This is a genomic window from Streptomyces noursei (genome assembly GCF_016917755.1).
Lineage (GTDB): Bacteria > Actinomycetota > Actinomycetes > Streptomycetales > Streptomycetaceae > Streptomyces > Streptomyces yunnanensis.
Map to the genome: position 1 here is coordinate 4,027,951 of NZ_CP070326.1, position 15,631 is coordinate 4,043,581.

Sequence of the window (15,631 nt, forward strand, 5' to 3'; positions counted from 1 at the left end):
CTCGGAGCGCCGCAGAGTCCCCGCGTCCCACAGGGGATCGGTCCGGGCTGGACCGCAACCCTCAGGGTTGGAAGCCCCCTCCCTGAGGAGGGAGCGGAGTCACGCGGTTCTCCCTTGCGGATGAACTAGGGCCCGAGTTCATCGGGCAAGAAGGGCGGCGGATCGCCGCCGTCCACCACCTCCCCTTCGGGCGGTGCAGTGGTGCCGGCGAAGGCGGCCTCGGGCGTAGCCTGCGGCCCGCCTTCCGGTACGCCGGCAGACGGACAGGTCATGGCGGCCGGGCCGCTGCGCGCCACCGGGTCGAGCAGCGCCTGGTACGGACCGACGGCCTGCACGCCGATGGCGCGCAACGCGGCCCACATCGTCACCTGATTGGCGGAGAGCACGGGCATCCGCAGCTCCGCCTCCAGTTGGGGGATGACGTCGTAGGTGGGGAGGTTGGTGCAGCTGATGAAGAGGGCGTCGGCGGCACCGACGACGGCCGCGCGGGCCATGTCGACGACGTCGCGGTAGGGGACCTTCCAGATGTGCCGGGTGAGTCCAAGGTAGGCGCGGCCGGTGACGGTGATGCCGGCCTCGCCCAGGTACTCCTCCAGGGAATCGGTGACCGATTTGGTGTACGGGGTGACGACGGCGATGCGTCGCGCCCCGATCTCCTGGAGCGCCGCGAGCGCGGCGCCCGAGGTGGTGAGGGCGGGTACCTCCCCCGCCTGGGCCATGGCCGCGCACATCGCGCGTTCGCCGGCCATGCCGCCGACGAAGCTGCCGGACGTACAGGCATAGGCGATGACCTGCGGCGATACCGCGCACAGCGCCTGGACGGCGGCGTCCAGGGTCTCGTGCTCGCTGACCAGACGGGCCAGGTCGAGGCTGACCTCGACGGGTACGAAGGGAGTTCGGGTCAGGTGGAGGGACACGTCGTCGGGGACCCAGCGCCACAGCTCGCGGTCGAGCGCGAAGTCGAAGGGCGCGACGACGCCCACACCGAGCTGGGGCTGTGGGCCACCCAGGAAAGAGACGTCCATGAAGGCCCCTAGAGGCACGAAGGGCTGGAATGGCAGGGCCAGTGGCCGGGAGAGGTGGTGCAGCCGGACAAGCCGGGACGTCGGGACAGAGCCGTTGTTGACACGGTAGATACGACTTCTTAGCGTGGTCAATCCTCGCATCTCAGGCATCTGTCGGCGCCCTGTTCCGTGATACGGGGCACTCGTTTCAGAACGGTTTCTCTGGCCTATGTCCGATCGCACCGGAAACACCGGAAGCACCGACGACACCGGAAGCACTGGCAGCACCGTCAGCCCCGTCAGCACCGTTCTCGTGCTGGGTTCCGATCCGCTCCCGCGGCTGGACCGGCTCACCGGCCGGGCCGAGGTGGTCTTCGCCGACGAGAAGATGCTGGCCGACCTACTCCCCACCGCCGATGTGCTGTTGGCCTGGGACTTCACCTCCGACGCGATCCGGGAGAGCTGGCCCGGGCGCGGCCCGCGGCCCCGCTGGGTGCACACCGCGAGCGCCGGCGTGGACCGGCTGCTGTGCCCGGCGCTGATCGCCGACGACACCGTGGTCACCAACGCCCGCGGGGTCTTCGAGCAGCCGATCGCCGAGTACGTCGCCGGACTGGTGATCGCCATGGCCAAGGACTTCTACGGAAGTTGGGAGCTCCAGCGGCAGCGGCGTTGGCAGCACCGGGAGACGCTGCGGCTGGCCGGGACCCGCGCGGTGGTGGTGGGCGCGGGGCCGATCGGCCGGGCCGTCGGAGGCACCCTGCTGGCACTGGGTGTCGAGGTCGATCTGGTCGGCCGTCGGGAGCGGGACGGCGATCCGGAATTCGGCCGGGTGCACGCCGCCGGGGCCCTGAACGGGCTGTTGCCGCATGCCGATTGGGTGGTCTGCGCGGCGCCCCTGACGGAGGAGACCCGGGGGATGTTCGGGGCGGCGGCGTTCGCGCTGATGCCGCGCCGGGCCCGCTTCATCAACGTCGCGCGGGGGCCGCTGGTGGACGAGGAGGCGCTGGTCGCGGCGTTGCGGGAGTGGCGGATCGCGGCGGCGGCGCTGGACGTCTTCGCGCACGAGCCGCTGGGCGCGGACAGCCCGCTGTGGGACGTGCCGCACCTGATCGTCTCGCCGCACATGAGCGGCGACACCCTGGGCTGGCGGGACGTGCTCGCCGCGCAGTTCCAGGACAACTTCGACCGGTGGGCGGCCGGGGAACCGCTGCTCAACGTGGTCGACAAACGCCTCGGATACGTACCGGTGCAGTGACCGGCGCGGGCCGTCCGGGTCCGGCCCGCGGCGGTCCGTGCCCCGCCCGCCGTCCCGCCCGGGGCGGCCGACGCTCGGAGGACGCATGACCAACGGACCGACCCGCCTCGCCGACCTGACCGCCACCCGCCTGACGGCCGGCTACGCCGCCGGCGAGTTCTCCCCCGTGGAGGTGACCCGGGCCGTGCTGGCGCGCGCCGAGGCCGCCCAGGCCGCCGTCAACGCCTTCACCCGGATCGACGCGGAGCAGGCGCTGGCGCGGGCGGCGGAGTCGGCGGAGCGCTGGCGGCGCGGGGCGCCGGCCGGGCCGGTGGACGGGGTGCCGGTCACCGTCAAGGACGTGCTGCTGATGCGGGGCGCGCCGACGCTGCGCGGGTCGCGGACGGTCCGGGCGGAGGGCGCGACGTGGGACGAGGACGCGCCGGCGGTGGCCCGGCTGCGGGAGTCCGGGGCGGTGTTCGTCGGCAAGACCACCACCCCGGAGTTCGGCTGGAAGGGTGTCACCGACAGTCCGCGGCACGGGGTGACGGGCAATCCGTACGACCCGGGGCGGACCGCGGGCGGCTCCAGCGGGGGCGGTGCGGCGGCGGTGGCGCTGGGGGCCGGGCCGCTGAGCCTGGGGACGGACGGCGGCGGGTCGGTGCGGATCCCGGCGTCGTTCTGCGGGATCTTCGCGCTGAAGGCGACCTACGGGCGGGTGCCGGCGTATCCGGCGAGCCCGTTCGGGACGCTGGCGCACGTGGGGCCGATGACCCGGGACGCGGCGGACGCGGCGCTGATGATGGACGTGATCTGCGGCCCGGACTGGCGGGACTGGTCCCAGCTGGCCCCGCCGACCGGATCGTTCCGGGAGGCGCTGGCCGGGAAGGTGGCGGGGCTGCGGGTGGCCTACAGTCCGTCGCTGGGCTGGGACGTGCCGGTGGCACCGGAGGTGGCGTCGGCGGTCCGGCGGGCGGTGGACGCGCTGGCCGGGCTCGGCGCGGACGTCGAGGAGGTCGACCCGGGCGTGGCGGATCCGGTGGCGGCGTTCCACACGCTGTGGTTCAGCGGCGCGGCGCGGCTGGTGCAGCCGCTGGGGCCGGCCGACCGGGAGCTGCTGGACCCGGGGCTGCGGGAGATCTGCGAGCAGGGCGCCCGGTACGGCGCACTGGACTATCTGGCGGCGGTGGACGTCCGGATGGCGCTGGGCCGGGCGATGGGCCAATTCCACAGCGTCTACGACCTGCTGGTGACGCCGACCGAGCCGATCACCGCGTTCGCGGCCGGCGTGGAGGTGCCGCCCGGTTCCGGCCACGCCCGGTGGACGGGCTGGACGCCGTTCACCTATCCGTTCAACCTCACCCAGCAGCCCGCCGCGACCGTGCCGTGCGGGGTGGACGGTGACGGGCTGCCGATCGGGGTGCAGCTGGTGGGCGCGCGGCACGCGGACGCACTGGTGCTGCGCGCCGCGCACGCCCTCTACGAGGCGGGGGCGGCCGGGATCCCGGCGCCGGCGGTGCCGTAGGGGCGGGGTCCCTGCGGCGGGGGTCCCCTAGGGCGGGGGCGAACAGATCCCGTAGGGGGTGGGTGCGCCCCCTACGGGGCCACAACGCGGCGGGGGCGGTGGGGATTCCGACGCCTCCGGGCGCACGGAGCGCCCGCGCGCCGGGCCCCGTGGTGGGCGCGGCGCCGGGCCCCGCATCGGGCCCGGCGTCAGGACGGGCGTCAGGCCCGGCGGAAGGCGAGGGTCTCCCCCAGCGCCCCGGCGCGCCACAGGTCCTGGCAGGCGTCGGCCATCCGGTCCAGGCCTTCGACGACCGCGCCCCAGACGATGCCCGGCACCCAGCCCGCGTCACCGTTGATCAGCAGGTTGTTGCGTTCGTAGAAGAGCGCGAGGTCGACGACGGTGGCCCGGCCGCGGTGCTTGGCCGCGCTTTCGTAGCCGTAGGAGGCGGTGCCCAACTGGGTGTCGCTGAAGGTGAAGTAGCACAGGTCGCCGGGGATCGGCGTGACCGTGGGGTTCTCCAGCGGCGGCTCCTCGGGGGCGAACGGCGGGACCAGGGCGTAGATCTCGTTGCGGGCGTACTTGGCGTGGTAGACGTCGCCGCCGAGCGGCAGCGCGTCCCAGATGGCGGCGCACGTGAGCGGAGCGCGATCGTCGAGCAACTTGGCCGTGCAGCTGACGCCGCGCTTGTCCAGGGAGACTTCGATGAAGCGATCGGTCATATCCCGAGCGTAGGGGGCAATACCGGCGTACGGGAACATCTCCCGCGGCGGTGTGAAGGGCTCGAAACCATCGGCATAGGTGTGAACGGTTCGGGTAGCCGCGCGCCCATGGCTCCACCACAGAGCACAACCTCAGACAATCAGGGACCACATCCTCAAGGCCACACCCCCTGGAGACCCGAGATATCAGGACAACGGGCCAGCGGTCTCCGCCGCCGGTCGCTGCTCGCGGGGGTGGCGGCGCTCGGCGCAGCAGGTGCGATCGGCGCGGCCAGCGGCTGCAGCCGGGTCCCGACCGCGCAGGCGCAGGGCGGCGGGCGGCTGTTGGAGCGGCTGCGCGCCAAGGGCTCGGTGACGCTGGGCCTGGCCGGCGAGCAGCCGTACGGCTACATCGGCACCGACGGCAAGATGACCGGTTCGGCGCCCACCATCGCCCGGGTGATCTTCAAGCGGCTCGGCGTCCCGCGCGTCGAGCCCTTCCCGACCGACTTCGGCTCACTGATCGTCGGCCTGAACTCCCAGCAGTTCGACGTGGTCGCGGCCGGGATGTACATCAACCCCGAGCGCTGCGCGCAGGTCATCTTCGCCGATCCCGAGTACCAGATGCTGGACGCCTTCATCGTCCGCAAGGGCAATCCGCTGAAGCTGCGCACCTACAAGGACATCGCGCGGACCGGCGCGCGGATGGCCACCGGCGTCGGCTACGCCGAGATCGACTACGCCAAGGAAGCCGGCGTCACCGACATCACCACGCTGCCCGACCAGTTGGCGGGGCTGCTGGCGGTCGAGCAGGGACGGGTGGACGTCTTCGTCGGCACCGCGGTGACGGTCCGCAACGTGGTGAAGCAGTCGCGCACCACCAAGGCGGAGGCCACGCCCGAGGTCACCCCGTACGTGAAGGGGAAGCCGGTGATCGACGTCGGCGGGTTCGCGTTCCGCACCCCGGAGACCGACCTCCGTGACGCGTTCAACCGTGAGCTCCACAAGATGAAGCGGTCCGGGGAACTCCTGGACCTCATGCGGCCCTTCGGCTTCACCGCGCAGCAGATGACGGAGATCACCGCCAAGGAGAAGTGCCGGCCATGAGCGACATCACCTGGGGTCTGTGGGAACTCCTCCTCAAGGGCGTGTGGATCACCGTCCAACTGACCGTCTACAGCGCGGCACTGGCCGCCGTCGCGGCCTTCGGCATCGGTCTGGCGCGCACCCACCGGCGGTGGATCGTGCGGTTCCTGTCCGGGGCCTACTTCGAGATCTTCCGCGGCACCTCCGCGCTGATCCTGATGTTCTGGATGTTCTTCGTGCTGCCGATGGGTTTCGGCTGGCAGTTGGCCCCGATGTGGGCCGCGGTGCTGACGTTGGGGCTGACCTACGGCGCGTACGGGTCCGAGGTCGTCCGGGGCGCGATCGCCGCGGTGCCGCCGGGACAGCGCGAGGCCGGCGTGGCGCTCAGCTTCTCGCCCGCGCAGACGCTGCGGAAGATCGTCCTGCCGCAGGCCTGGCCGGGAATGGTCCCGCCGTTCAACAACCTGCTGATCGAGCTGCTCAAGGGCACCGCGCTGGTGTCGATCCTGGGCGTCGGCGACATCGCCTTCGGCGCCTCCCTGGTGCGCAACGCCACCGCGCAGAGCGCCCCCGTCTACACGATCATCCTGGTGATGTACTTCGTCCTGGCGTTCGCCCTGACCCGCGGGATGCGGGCGGTGGAGCGGCACGCCAAGGCCGGCATCGGGCAGGCGCCGGCCGGGCGGTCGCGGCTGCGGCCCGCCACCGGACCGACGGTCACCGGTGCCACCGCTCCCGCGGAAGGTGAGGCCCGATGAAGTTCGACTGGTCCGCGGTCGGCGCCTTCCTGCCGACGTTCTGGAACGGCGTCCTGGTCACCCTCCAGGCCCTGGCGCTCGGGTCGCTGATCGCCTTCGGACTCGGCCTGGTCTGGGCGTTGGCGCAGCGCTCGTCCCTGAAGGTGGTGCGCTGGCCGGTGACCGCGCTCACCGAGTTCGTGCGCAACACCCCGCTGCTGGTGCAGCTGTTCTTCCTCTTCTACGTGATGCCCGAGTGGGGCGTCACGCTCAGCGCCCTGGCCACCGGCGTGATCGGGCTGGGGCTGCACTACTCGACGTACACCGCCGAGGTCTACCGCTCCGGTATCGACGGCGTCCCGGCCGGCCAGTGGGAGGCGGCGATCGCGCTCAGCCTGCCGCGCCGCCGCACCTGGACCGCGGTGATCCTGCCGCAGGCGATCCGCCGGGTGGCGCCGGCCCTGGGCAACTACGTCATCGCGATGCTGAAGGACTCGCCGATGCTCTTCGCCATCGGTGTGCTGGAGATGCTGGGCGAGGCCCGGCAGTTCTCGTCCCAGACCTTCCAGACCGTCGAGCCGTACACGGTCGTCGGGGTCGCCTTCATCGCCATCGCCTACCCCGCCTCCCTTCTCCTGCGAGCCCTGGAGCGCCGCCTTGTCCGCTGACCGCAGCACCCCGAACACCCCGCCCGCCGACGGCACCGACGCCGCCGCCTCCGCCTCCGCCTCCGGACAGACCGAGCTGATCCGCTTCGACAAGGTCACCAAGCGGTTCGGCTCGCACACCGTCCTCGACGCGCTGGACATGAAGGTCTACCCCGGCAAGCACGTCACGCTGATCGGCCCGTCCGGCTCCGGCAAGACCACGATCCTGCGGCTGATGATGACGCTGCTGAAGCCGGACGAGGGCACCATCAAACTGGGCGACCGGTACCTCACCCACGAGGACAAGGGCGGCAAACTCGTCCCGGCGAGCGACCGCTACAGCCGCGAGATCCGCAAGAACATCGGCATGGTCTTCCAGCAGTTCAACCTCTTCCCCAACATGAAGGTGCTGCGGAACATCACCGAGGCCCCCGTGCACGTCCTCGGCATGGACAAGGACGCGGCCGAGCAACGCGCCCGCGAGCTCCTGGACCTGGTCGGCCTCACCGCCCACCTCGACAAGTACCCCTCGCAGCTCTCCGGCGGCCAGCAGCAGCGGGTCGCCATCGCCCGGGCACTGGCCATGCGCCCGCAGGTGCTGCTGCTGGACGAGGTGACCTCGGCCCTGGACCCGGAGTTGGTGGCCGGCGTCCTGGACCTGCTGCGGGACATCGCCCACAGCACGGACATCACCATGCTCTGCGTGACGCACGAGATGAACTTCGCCCGGGACATCTCCGACTGCGTGATGATGTTCGACGCCGGGCGGGTCATCGAATTCGGCCCGCCGGAGCAGATCTTCACGGCCCCGGAGCACGAGCGGACCCGGGAGTTCCTGAGCGCGGTGCGGTAGACGGCGCCCCCGGGCGGTGCCCCGAGGGGCGCCGCCCGGGGGCGTGCGGAGGTGCGGCACGTGGTGCGCGTCTCCGCGCGCCCCGCCCGCGTCCCGTCGGCCCGGTGGACGGGTGCCGGAACCGCGCACCGCGCATTTTTGAGACATCCGTGACCACTGCGCCGCGAGTGACGGGTGAGGTGTATGAACATCAGACGGAAAGACGTACATCAGGTGGAAGGGCGGGGCGTGCGAGCCTCAGGCGAAAACCCGACACTCCGTCAACTCCGCACGTCACCACCGGCCGTCAACCCCGAACGTCAGCGGCCCGGCCGGTCGGCTCCGGTCCGCCGTTGCCGCCGGTCCGCGGGGCATCCCACGCTCCGCTCATGACCAGGGCATATGCCAGAGTGTAGGGCGCCTGCACAGACGCGTGAACCAATCCGGTTTTCGGTCAAGACCCCCTCCATCCGGGCCCGTTGACCGCTATCGTGATACGAGCCCGTTGTCCGGAAGCGAACCGCGTTCCACGTGGTCGCACCCGCCGACAACGGTCACGACGCAAGCGGTACCAACCTCCTAGGGGGACACCGTGGCGCTGAAGCCCGAGCCGACCGCGCCGTTCCATTCGGTGCAGCACGCCCTACGCGTACTCGAAACGATCTCGCGGCACGCCGATGGCGTGACCGACGCGCAGATCGCTCGCGAGACCGGCCTGCCGGCAGCCCACCTCACACAGCTGTTGTCGATGCTGCGCCGCGAAGGCTACGCCCGACAGCTCGCCGACGGCGCGTATGTCGTCGGCGAGTCGTTGCTCCTGCTGGGCTCGGACTCCGACCGCAGCCGCGCCCTGCGCGACAAGCTCCAGCGCACGCTGGACCAGCTGCGCGATTCGGTCGGGGCGGCGGTCTACATCAGCCGGTACATCGACGGCGAGGTGAAGATCCTCCACTACGCCGACGGCCCGCTGGCCCCCAAGGTCAACGAGTGGGCCGAATTCCGCCGCACGGCACACGCCAGCGCGGTCGGCAAGTGCCTGCTGGCCCAGCTCGACCACGACGGGCGGATGGACCACCTCTCACGCCACAAGACCGCCCGGCTCACCTCCCGGACGATCACCAACGAGAAGGTGCTCTTCCACAAGCTCGACAGCCAGCCACCGACCGTCCCCGTCCTGGACCTCCAGGAGTACGCGGTCGGCACGGTCTGCGCCGCGGTGCCGATCACCGCCGGCAAGACGGTCGGCTGTCTGGCGCTGTCGATGCCGCTGGAGAACGCCCACCGCCTGCGGCAGGCCGCCGACACCCTCAACCGCAAGGCCGCGCCGGTCCTGCTGTCACTGGCGATCTGAGCACCGGGACCGGCAGTGAGCACCCCGGCGCAGGGCCCCTCCGGACCCGATCACCCGGGTGGTCATGAGCACCCCTCTCGACCAGGTAGTATTTCTTTCGTCAGCAGGCGCCGCTAGCTCAGTTGGTTAGAGCAGCTGACTCTTAATCAGCGGGTCCGGGGTTCGAGTCCCTGGCGGCGCACAGCGAATAGGTCGCTGACCTGGGGCTTCTCGGTTCACCGAGAAGCCCCTTTCGCATGCCGTGGTGGCGTGTGCCTTGGCTGTCGCGTGACGCAGTCCGTCCGCGTACGCCCATGTCTGTCCATATTCATCCACGTCCATCCTTATCCTTCCGCTGCCGGCTCGCCGGCTGCCGTCGACGGCGACGGCGACGGCGTGCCGTTAGCGGTGGCGGTGGCGGTGGCGGTGGCGGTGGTCAACGCTCCAGAAGATGCTCCCGGCCGTGGTCGCGGTACTGCGACAGGAGGGCGGCACGGTCCTCGTCCGTGAAACGGCGGTAGCGCAACGGTGCGGAGCCGGGCCGTCCGGAGCCGGGCCGTTCGACGTGGCCGTCCGTGGTGCGCGTGCGACGGCGCGTCGGGGGCTCGATCGGCCGCCACCAGACCGGGTCCGGGCAGGAGAAACCGGCCCGCCGGAGCGCGACCCGATGGATCTTGTTGGTCGCGGTGACCGGCAGCGCGGCGACGGCCCGCACGAACCGGGGCGCCATCTTCGTACCGAGGTCGGGCTGGGCGGCGAGGAAGGTCGCGAAGTCGTCCGGGTCGAAGGCCATGCCGTCGGGCAGCGCGAGCGCCGCCATGACCTGGTCGCCGGCGACCGGGTCGGGCACGGCGTAGACGGCGGCTCCGGTGGCCGGGGCGTAGCGGGCGAGGATGTTCTCGATCACCGCGGCGGCCAGGTTCTCGCTGTCCACCCGCAGCCGGTCGTCCGCCCGCCCGGCGAAGTGGAAGAACCCCTCGGCGTCCCGGAAGAACAGGTCACCGGTCCAGTACCAGCCCGCGCCGACGCCGTCCCCCGGCCGGCCCCGGGTGCGGGCGGCGGTGGCCTCCGGGTTGCGCCAGTAGCCCTCGAAGGCGCTGCGCCCCCGATTGACCAACTCCCCTATGGCCTGTGCGCCGTTGAGCAGCCGGCCGGCCGGGTCCAGGTGGGCGCGCGGCAGTTCGTCGCCGGTATCCGGGTCGACGACGGCGAGGTCGTCCCCGGGGGCGGGGCGGCCGACGGCGCCGGCCGGGGTGTCCGGGGTGCGTTGCAGGGACGCGCCGCCCTCGGAGGAGCCGTACCCCTCGGTCAGACGGACACCGAACCGATCGGCGAAGCGGGCGATGTCCACGGCCCCCGCCTCCGTCCCGAACCCGGTGCGCAGCGGGTGGTCGCGGTCGTCGGGGGCGGGCGGCGTGGCGAGGAGGTACTGCACGGCTCGGCCGACGTAGGTGAAGTAGGTGGCCCCGTAGCGGCGTACGTCGGGGAGGAAGGCGGAGGCGGAGAAGCGGCGGCGCAGGGCGACGGCCGCGCCGCCGGCGAGTGCCGGGGACCAACCGGCGATCACCGCGTTGCCGTGGAACATCGGCATGCACAGATAGTGGACGTCCTCCCTGCGCACCCCGAAGGAGGAGACCAGGGAATGGCCGGCGGCGGCGAGCCTGCCCTGGGTGCACAGCGCGGCCTTCGGCGCCCCGGTGGAGCCGGAGGTGAAGTAGAGGAGCATACGGGTGGCGGGGTCCGGCCCGCCGGCCCGGCCGTGCCCGGTGGCACGGAGCGCGGACCCGAGGACGTCCTCCGGCCGCGCGTCCTCGTGCGGGGCGAGCAACTCCCGGTAGGCCCGAGCGCCGGGGGCGTCGTCGGTGAGCAGGATGCGCTCGGGCGGGAGCGGCAGGTCGAGTCCGGCGAGCAGCGGCAGGTGGGCCCGTTCGGTGATCAGCAGCGCGCAGTCGGTGTGGGCGATGTCGCGGACCAGCTCCGGGCCGCGGCGGGTGGGGTTGATGCCGGCGACGGCGGCTCCGGCGAGCGCCGCCGCGCCCAGCCACAGCGGGAACTCGGGGACGTTGTCGAGCAGGACACCGATGTGCGGCTCCGCGCCGCGCGGCAGTACGTCCCCCAGCAGCGCGGCCCGCGCGGCGGCGGCGCCGGCGACCTGGTGATGGGTGAGCGCCGAGTCCTGGTACTTGAGGGCGATGCGGTGGTCGCCCCACTGCGCCTGGACCAGCTCGGCGATGGTGCGGGCGCCGGGGCGGTCGGGGGCGGTGATGGGGGCGCCGACGCGAGCCTCGGCGGGGCTGTGGGCCGCGTCACGGCCGGGCGGACGGCGATCGCGGGCGTCGCGGACGAGCGGGCTGTCGCTGCGGGAGCTGTCGGCCACCATGCCGACGGAGCCTAACTGACACTGCGTCAGATGTGGAGCCCGGGGACGGGCCGGTCGTTCCTCCCTCGCGTTCGCCCCTCCGCCGCCTTCATTCCTCCATCGCGTTCGTGCCTCCGTCGTGTTCGTGCCTCCGTCGCGTTCGTGCCTCGGTTGGGTGGGCGGGGATTGTCAGTGGTCTGTGTGAGAGTGACAGGCATGCAGACGACACCTGATGGCCGCCCCATTCCGCCCCCGCACGCCGGGGAGCGCGAGAACCTGGAGAGCTGGCTGGACTTCCATCGCGCGACGCTGGAACTGAAATGTGCGGGCCTCGACGACCGTCAGCTGCGGCTGGCTTCGGTGACATCGTCGTCGATGACGTTGTTGGGGCTGGTTCAGCACCTGGCGGAGGTCGAACGCAATTGGTTCCGGCGGGTGTTCGCGGGTGAGGATGTGCCGCTGGTGTACGGGGAGGATTCGGGTGACGGCTTCGCGCTCTCCCCGGACCGGGGGATCGATGCGGCCCTGGACCTCTGGCGTGCGGAGGTCGCCCGGGGCAAGGAGCTGATAGCCGACGCGTCGCTGGAGGACTCGGGTGCGCTCCCAGAGCGGGAGGCCGGGCACCTCGGCGACCAGGGGGTGTCGCTGCGCTGGATCCTGGTCCACCTGATCGAGGAGTACGCGCGTCACAACGGGCACGCGGATCTGATCCGGGAAGGCATCGACGGCGCCACGGGCGCCTGAGGTCGGCTGCCGGCCACCGGGTCGGCTCCGGCACTCACCGGGCGGCGGGGCGGCACCCCTCCTCGGGAGCGCCGGGTGTCGCGGCGGTGGGGCCCAGGGGCCGGCCGGCCCCGCCCCGTTGGGCGGGGCCTAGGGCGCTTCTGACGGATCTCCGTGGAAGAAGGAGCGGCGCCTGGTGCGTGCGATCGCAAGGCGCCGGGATGTCTTCATAGCGGAGCTATGGGGACATTGCGGCAACGCCGCATGGGGGTCCCCCCGCGCCCTTTAGGCGTGGGGGAGTGCGTGCCAGGCGCCGCGACGCCGCGGAGATCCGTCAGAAGCGCCCTAGGCCGCCTCGGGGAGGGGGCCGCCCGGTGTGGGGGCGGCGGCGGTTTGGACGAGGGCGGTGTAGGTGCGGCGCAGCGCGATGAGGGACTCCTGGGCCTCACGGTAGACGGCGGCGTCGGGGCCGCCGCGGTGGGCGAGGGTGCGGACGGGCGCGCAGTGCCGGTCCATGGCGCTGAGCCAGGCGCGGTGCTGGGCCGGCAGGTGGCGGCGCAGGTGTTGGCGTCGGCCTTCGCCGGGGCGGCGTCCGCCGATGCCCAGGACGGCGTCGGCGGCCTGGAGGACCGGGGGCTCCAGGGCGCCCTGTTCGGCGAGCGCGGCGAGCACCGCGCGCTGCTGGTCGGTGGCCGGGGCCGCCGCCAACTCCGCCGCTTCGGAGTGGAGTTGGGCGCGCAGAGCGTGCTGGATGCGGACCAGGCGGCGCAGTGCCGTCGGTGTGGAGGAGTCGTCGGGGGCGCGGCCGGCCAGGGTGTCGGCGAGGCGGAAGAGCCAGATGCCGTGCGCCTCCAGGCGGGTCGCGGCGAGCATCAGCCGGTCCAGGCGGCTGAGCGGCTGGCCTTCCGGGGCCCAGCGCACGATCGGGACGAGTTGTTCGGTGCGGGCCAGCTGGTCGATGGGGATGTGACGGCGCGGTTTGCGTTCGGGGGCCCAGTTGTGGAGCGCGAGGGTGGGCAGGGCGACGAACTGGTCGTGGTCGATGCGGTGGGCGATGGCGGCCCAGAGTTCCAGGAACGCCTCGTTGGCGACCTCGCGGGCGGCCGGTGCCTGCGGGTCGAGGGCGCCCCAGCCGCAGGACACGGCGATGACCGCGACGCGCATCGCGGCGGCCTCGGCGTTGCGCGGCGAGAGGCGGGAGACGCGCTGTCGCAGGGCGGTCAATTCGTCGGCGCAGTCGGCGCGGTCGACGATGTCGACCGCGGTCGCGCGGTCGGTTGCGACGGCGGCCTCGCGGGCCAGGGCGTCCAGCCGGGTCCAGGTGCCGATCATGGAGCGTACAGGGGGCCGCTCGGGGAGGAAGCCGTGTGCGCAGGGGTCGTGCGGGGCCGGGGCGCCGGCGGTGTCGCCGTCGGCGGGGGTGGTGTCGGCGGGTGTGGTGCAGCCGGTGCGGGCGCCGGGCGGGCCAGCCTGTGCCGGGATGCGGACGGCCGGGTCGGCGCCGGTGGCCGGGGGTGCGCCCGCTTCGGTGGCGGTCGTCGCGCGTATGGTGCGGCGGACGTCGGGGGTGGTCGTCATGGGAGTGGGAGTCATCAGCACTTCCCCGCTAGCAGGCGGGCCAGGTGGGCGTCGATATCGAGATGGCGGCCCTCGTGGCCGGGCGGGACGATGGCGGTGGTCTGTTCCAGCCAGGCGGTGAGTTCGGTCGTGCGCACTGCCAGCTCGCAGACGCTGTCGTCGGTGGCGAGTTCGATGTGCACGCGGTGGGCTCCGCCGGCGCGGTGGGTGGGCCAGACCCGCACGTCGCCGTGCCCGACCTCGTCGTGCAGTCCGTCGATCAGCAGGTCGCGGGCGAACAGCCAGGTGGCGACGGTCTCGCCGCGGCTGATGAAGGCGACCTCGACCTCGTAGGGGCGGTCGCTGCGGTAGCTGAACCGGCCGGCCACCGGAATCGTTTCGTCCGGCCCGAGGAGGAGCTGCATCTCAAGGGTGCGCTTGGCTGTCGACACCACGACGATCAACCTTTCCGAGGAGGGGCGAGTCCCGGGGCCCCGGGTCGGGGCTCGCGTCCTAGCAGACGTCGGCTCGCGGGATGGGGTTGCAGGCGATGGCGGAGTAGTGATGGACGCCATGATCCGCGGGGGGCGGGTGGGTGCGGCCGGTGGTCCGGTGTCCAGGCCGGGTGGGGCGGGGTGGGTGCGGTGTTGTGGGCGGGGTGTTCGGGGGGTGCCATTTCCCTTCACCTCCGGGCCGACTGGTCGTGGGTTCCGCGTGCCCGGCCCGGTCCCGCCGCACCCCGGCGCCGGCCTCAGCCTCTCAACTGGCGGGAGATATCGCATGTTGACGGGGCAACTGCGGCACTGCGGCCATGGATTCGATCTTCACAGAGCGATGTGGGCGACCTTGCAGGCGAAGGTCCTGATGTCGCGGGACTTTCGGCCCGGGCCGGAAGGGCGGGTGGTGCGGTAGGGGCGGGTGGGGTCGGCGGGGTGCGCGCGGGTGCGTGGGCGGGGCAGGTGGCGGGTGGGCGCGTAGGTGACGGGGGTCACAGGGGTCGCGGGCGTGGGGGGCGTATTGCTGGGTACGGACCACCCCTGGAGTTCGTGTAGAGTTTTCTTCGTCAGCGCGCGCCGCTAGCTCAGTTGGTTAGAGCAGCTGACTCTTAATCAGCGGGTCCGGGGTTCGAGTCCCTGGCGGCGCACGTAGGACTGAGGCCCCTCGCATTGCGGGGGGCCTCAGTCGTGTTGTGGTGCGGTGTCGTGGGTGTCCGGGGTCGCGGGGCGCGTCGGGGGTGCGTGGGTCGTGGGGCGGCCGACGGCGGCGGCGTCGCCGGTCGCGGGGAAGCGCGCCGGGCCGTTGTCCGGCAGGCCGGGGTGGCCGCCGCAGAGCCAGCAGGTCAGCAGCAGGACGGTCCAGACGATGCCCGCCAGGAGGCGGGTGGCGGCGGCTGCGTCGTGCGGGGGTTCCTTCCCCGTGGCGGTCGCCGAGGCGGTCCTGTGCGGTGCGTCCGTCGGGGCGGCGGGCCGGTCGGGGCGGTTCGGGGTGGTGGTTTCCTCAATGTTCGTCGGCACTGCCGTTCCCCTGGCGTTCGCGGCGGAGGCGGAGTCGGAGGCGGAGCAGTTGGCCGGCGATGACCAGGGCCGCGCCGCCGGCGAGGACGAGGCCGACGGCGGAGGTGCTGCTCAGTTCGCGGTGGGCGGCGATCTGCCGGGGGTCGGGGCCGGCGGGGTGCGGGGCGGCGGGCGGGGTGCGGGGCGGGGTGGTGGCGGCCGGGGCGACGGTGGTCGGCGCGGTGGCGGGGCCGTGTGCGGCGGTGGCGGCGTACGCGGGTGTCGTGGTCAACGCGCACGCCGCGATCGCGGCGCAGAGTGTGAGCTGCGGTGAGCGCATGGTGCACCTCCGGATACTTCCGAAGGTCCGCCGGTGCGCTGCCGGGCGCATCCGGGGCGGGGCCGGGTTGCGCCGTTCGGG

At 72.6% G+C, this 15,631-nt stretch carries 16 protein-coding genes and 2 tRNA genes; 10 read left to right on the forward strand and 8 right to left on the reverse strand.

What is annotated here, in order from left to right; translation table 11 throughout:
- Positions 1 to 125: 125 nt before the first annotated feature.
- Positions 126 to 1,025, reverse strand: coding sequence for a maleate cis-trans isomerase family protein (locus tag JNO44_RS17695; protein WP_073442377.1), 900 nt, complete (start codon positions 1,023 to 1,025; stop codon positions 126 to 128).
- A gap of 208 nt (positions 1,026 to 1,233) precedes the next feature.
- Here JNO44_RS17695 and JNO44_RS17700 point away from each other — a divergent pair, with 208 nt between their 5' ends.
- Positions 1,234 to 2,262 carry a D-2-hydroxyacid dehydrogenase gene (locus tag JNO44_RS17700; protein WP_235093414.1) on the forward strand — a complete coding sequence of 343 codons (1,029 nt, stop codon included), beginning with the start codon at positions 1,234 to 1,236 and terminating at the stop codon, positions 2,260 to 2,262.
- An 85-nt stretch (positions 2,263 to 2,347) separates the two neighbouring features.
- Complete coding sequence (locus JNO44_RS17705; protein WP_205365192.1) at positions 2,348 to 3,766, forward strand: amidase; 1,419 nt, start codon at positions 2,348 to 2,350, stop codon at positions 3,764 to 3,766.
- Positions 3,767 to 3,966: 200 nt separating this feature from the next.
- Here the strand turns inward: JNO44_RS17705 and JNO44_RS17710 are convergent, their stop codons facing one another.
- Positions 3,967 to 4,467 carry a DUF3830 family protein gene (locus JNO44_RS17710; RefSeq protein ID WP_039636164.1) on the reverse strand — a complete coding sequence of 167 codons (501 nt, stop codon included), beginning with the start codon at positions 4,465 to 4,467 and terminating at the stop codon, positions 3,967 to 3,969.
- 108 nt (positions 4,468 to 4,575) lie between these two features.
- Here JNO44_RS17710 and ehuB point away from each other — a divergent pair, with 108 nt between their 5' ends.
- From ehuB to JNO44_RS17740, 6 genes are all read left to right on the forward strand, one after another.
- Positions 4,576 to 5,553, forward strand: coding sequence for an ectoine/hydroxyectoine ABC transporter substrate-binding protein EhuB (gene ehuB, locus JNO44_RS17715; RefSeq protein WP_420882655.1), 978 nt, complete (start codon positions 4,576 to 4,578; stop codon positions 5,551 to 5,553).
- On the forward strand, positions 5,550 to 6,290 hold the full coding sequence (ehuC, locus tag JNO44_RS17720) for an ectoine/hydroxyectoine ABC transporter permease subunit EhuC (protein ID WP_235093416.1): 741 nt from the start codon (positions 5,550 to 5,552) through the stop codon (positions 6,288 to 6,290). The genes ehuB and ehuC overlap by 4 nt, the downstream gene beginning before the upstream one ends.
- A complete protein-coding gene (gene ehuD, locus JNO44_RS17725; protein ID WP_039636160.1) occupies positions 6,287 to 6,937 on the forward strand; it encodes an ectoine/hydroxyectoine ABC transporter permease subunit EhuD in 651 nt (216 codons plus the stop codon). The genes ehuC and ehuD overlap by 4 nt, the downstream gene beginning before the upstream one ends.
- Positions 6,927 to 7,769, forward strand: coding sequence for an ectoine/hydroxyectoine ABC transporter ATP-binding protein EhuA (ehuA, locus tag JNO44_RS17730; protein ID WP_420882656.1), 843 nt, complete (start codon positions 6,927 to 6,929; stop codon positions 7,767 to 7,769). Before ehuD ends, ehuA begins: the two co-directional genes overlap by 11 nt.
- A gap of 571 nt (positions 7,770 to 8,340) precedes the next feature.
- Positions 8,341 to 9,099 (forward strand): IclR family transcriptional regulator, encoded by a 759-nt coding sequence (locus JNO44_RS17735; RefSeq protein ID WP_205365196.1) that lies wholly within the window; start codon positions 8,341 to 8,343, stop codon positions 9,097 to 9,099.
- 107 nt (positions 9,100 to 9,206) lie between these two features.
- Positions 9,207 to 9,280, forward strand: a tRNA-Lys gene (locus tag JNO44_RS17740).
- A 234-nt stretch (positions 9,281 to 9,514) separates the two neighbouring features.
- On the opposite strand, the gene JNO44_RS17745 is transcribed toward JNO44_RS17740, so the two are convergent.
- On the reverse strand, positions 9,515 to 11,458 hold the full coding sequence (locus JNO44_RS17745; RefSeq protein ID WP_205365198.1) for an AMP-binding protein: 1,944 nt from the start codon (positions 11,456 to 11,458) through the stop codon (positions 9,515 to 9,517).
- Positions 11,459 to 11,653: 195 nt separating this feature from the next.
- Between JNO44_RS17745 and JNO44_RS17750 the strand changes: the two genes are divergently transcribed.
- Complete coding sequence (locus tag JNO44_RS17750) at positions 11,654 to 12,181, forward strand: DinB family protein (protein WP_205365200.1); 528 nt, start codon at positions 11,654 to 11,656, stop codon at positions 12,179 to 12,181.
- Between the two features lie 324 nt (positions 12,182 to 12,505).
- On the opposite strand, the gene JNO44_RS17755 is transcribed toward JNO44_RS17750, so the two are convergent.
- The 3 genes from JNO44_RS17755 to JNO44_RS17765 form a co-directional block, all read right to left on the reverse strand.
- Positions 12,506 to 13,753 (reverse strand): hypothetical protein, encoded by a 1,248-nt coding sequence (locus JNO44_RS17755; protein ID WP_235093419.1) that lies wholly within the window; start codon positions 13,751 to 13,753, stop codon positions 12,506 to 12,508.
- Complete coding sequence (locus tag JNO44_RS17760) at positions 13,753 to 14,172, reverse strand: SsgA family sporulation/cell division regulator (protein WP_235093420.1); 420 nt, start codon at positions 14,170 to 14,172, stop codon at positions 13,753 to 13,755. The genes JNO44_RS17755 and JNO44_RS17760 overlap by 1 nt, the downstream gene beginning before the upstream one ends.
- Positions 14,173 to 14,541: 369 nt before the next feature.
- Positions 14,542 to 14,709 carry a hypothetical protein gene (locus tag JNO44_RS17765; RefSeq protein ID WP_205365202.1) on the reverse strand — a complete coding sequence of 56 codons (168 nt, stop codon included), beginning with the start codon at positions 14,707 to 14,709 and terminating at the stop codon, positions 14,542 to 14,544.
- A gap of 78 nt (positions 14,710 to 14,787) precedes the next feature.
- Here JNO44_RS17765 and JNO44_RS17770 point away from each other — a divergent pair.
- Positions 14,788 to 14,861: transfer RNA gene (locus JNO44_RS17770), tRNA-Lys, on the forward strand.
- Between the two features lie 34 nt (positions 14,862 to 14,895).
- Here the strand turns inward: JNO44_RS17770 and JNO44_RS17775 are convergent.
- The gene (locus JNO44_RS17775) at positions 14,896 to 15,231 is read right to left on the reverse strand and encodes a hypothetical protein (protein ID WP_205365204.1); all 336 of its coding nucleotides are present in this window, start codon (positions 15,229 to 15,231) and stop codon (positions 14,896 to 14,898) included.
- Entirely contained in the window at positions 15,215 to 15,550 is a 336-nt protein-coding gene (locus tag JNO44_RS17780) for a hypothetical protein (protein ID WP_205365205.1), read from the reverse strand. The genes JNO44_RS17775 and JNO44_RS17780 overlap by 17 nt, the downstream gene beginning before the upstream one ends.
- Between the last annotated feature and the right edge of the window lie 81 nt (positions 15,551 to 15,631).

What these genes read in the sequence shown, in the direction of transcription:
- ehuC (WP_235093416.1), top strand. Translation starts at nt 5,550, where the DNA reads ATGAGCGACATCACCTGGGGTCTGTGGGAACTCCTCCTCAAGGGCGTG.
- JNO44_RS17780 (WP_205365205.1), bottom strand. Translation starts at nt 15,550, where the DNA reads ATGCGCTCACCGCAGCTCACACTCTGCGCCGCGATCGCGGCGTGCGCG.
- JNO44_RS17700 (WP_235093414.1), top strand. Translation starts at nt 1,234, where the DNA reads ATGTCCGATCGCACCGGAAACACCGGAAGCACCGACGACACCGGAAGC.
- JNO44_RS17710 (WP_039636164.1), bottom strand. Translation starts at nt 4,467, where the DNA reads ATGACCGATCGCTTCATCGAAGTCTCCCTGGACAAGCGCGGCGTCAGC.
- JNO44_RS17705 (WP_205365192.1), top strand. Translation starts at nt 2,348, where the DNA reads ATGACCAACGGACCGACCCGCCTCGCCGACCTGACCGCCACCCGCCTG.
- ehuD (WP_039636160.1), top strand. Translation starts at nt 6,287, where the DNA reads ATGAAGTTCGACTGGTCCGCGGTCGGCGCCTTCCTGCCGACGTTCTGG.
- ehuB (WP_420882655.1), top strand. Translation starts at nt 4,576, where the DNA reads ATGGCTCCACCACAGAGCACAACCTCAGACAATCAGGGACCACATCCT.
- JNO44_RS17755 (WP_235093419.1), bottom strand. Translation starts at nt 13,753, where the DNA reads ATGACTCCCACTCCCATGACGACCACCCCCGACGTCCGCCGCACCATA.
- JNO44_RS17750 (WP_205365200.1), top strand. Translation starts at nt 11,654, where the DNA reads ATGCAGACGACACCTGATGGCCGCCCCATTCCGCCCCCGCACGCCGGG.
- JNO44_RS17745 (WP_205365198.1), bottom strand. Translation starts at nt 11,458, where the DNA reads ATGGTGGCCGACAGCTCCCGCAGCGACAGCCCGCTCGTCCGCGACGCC.
- JNO44_RS17695 (WP_073442377.1), bottom strand. Translation starts at nt 1,025, where the DNA reads ATGGACGTCTCTTTCCTGGGTGGCCCACAGCCCCAGCTCGGTGTGGGC.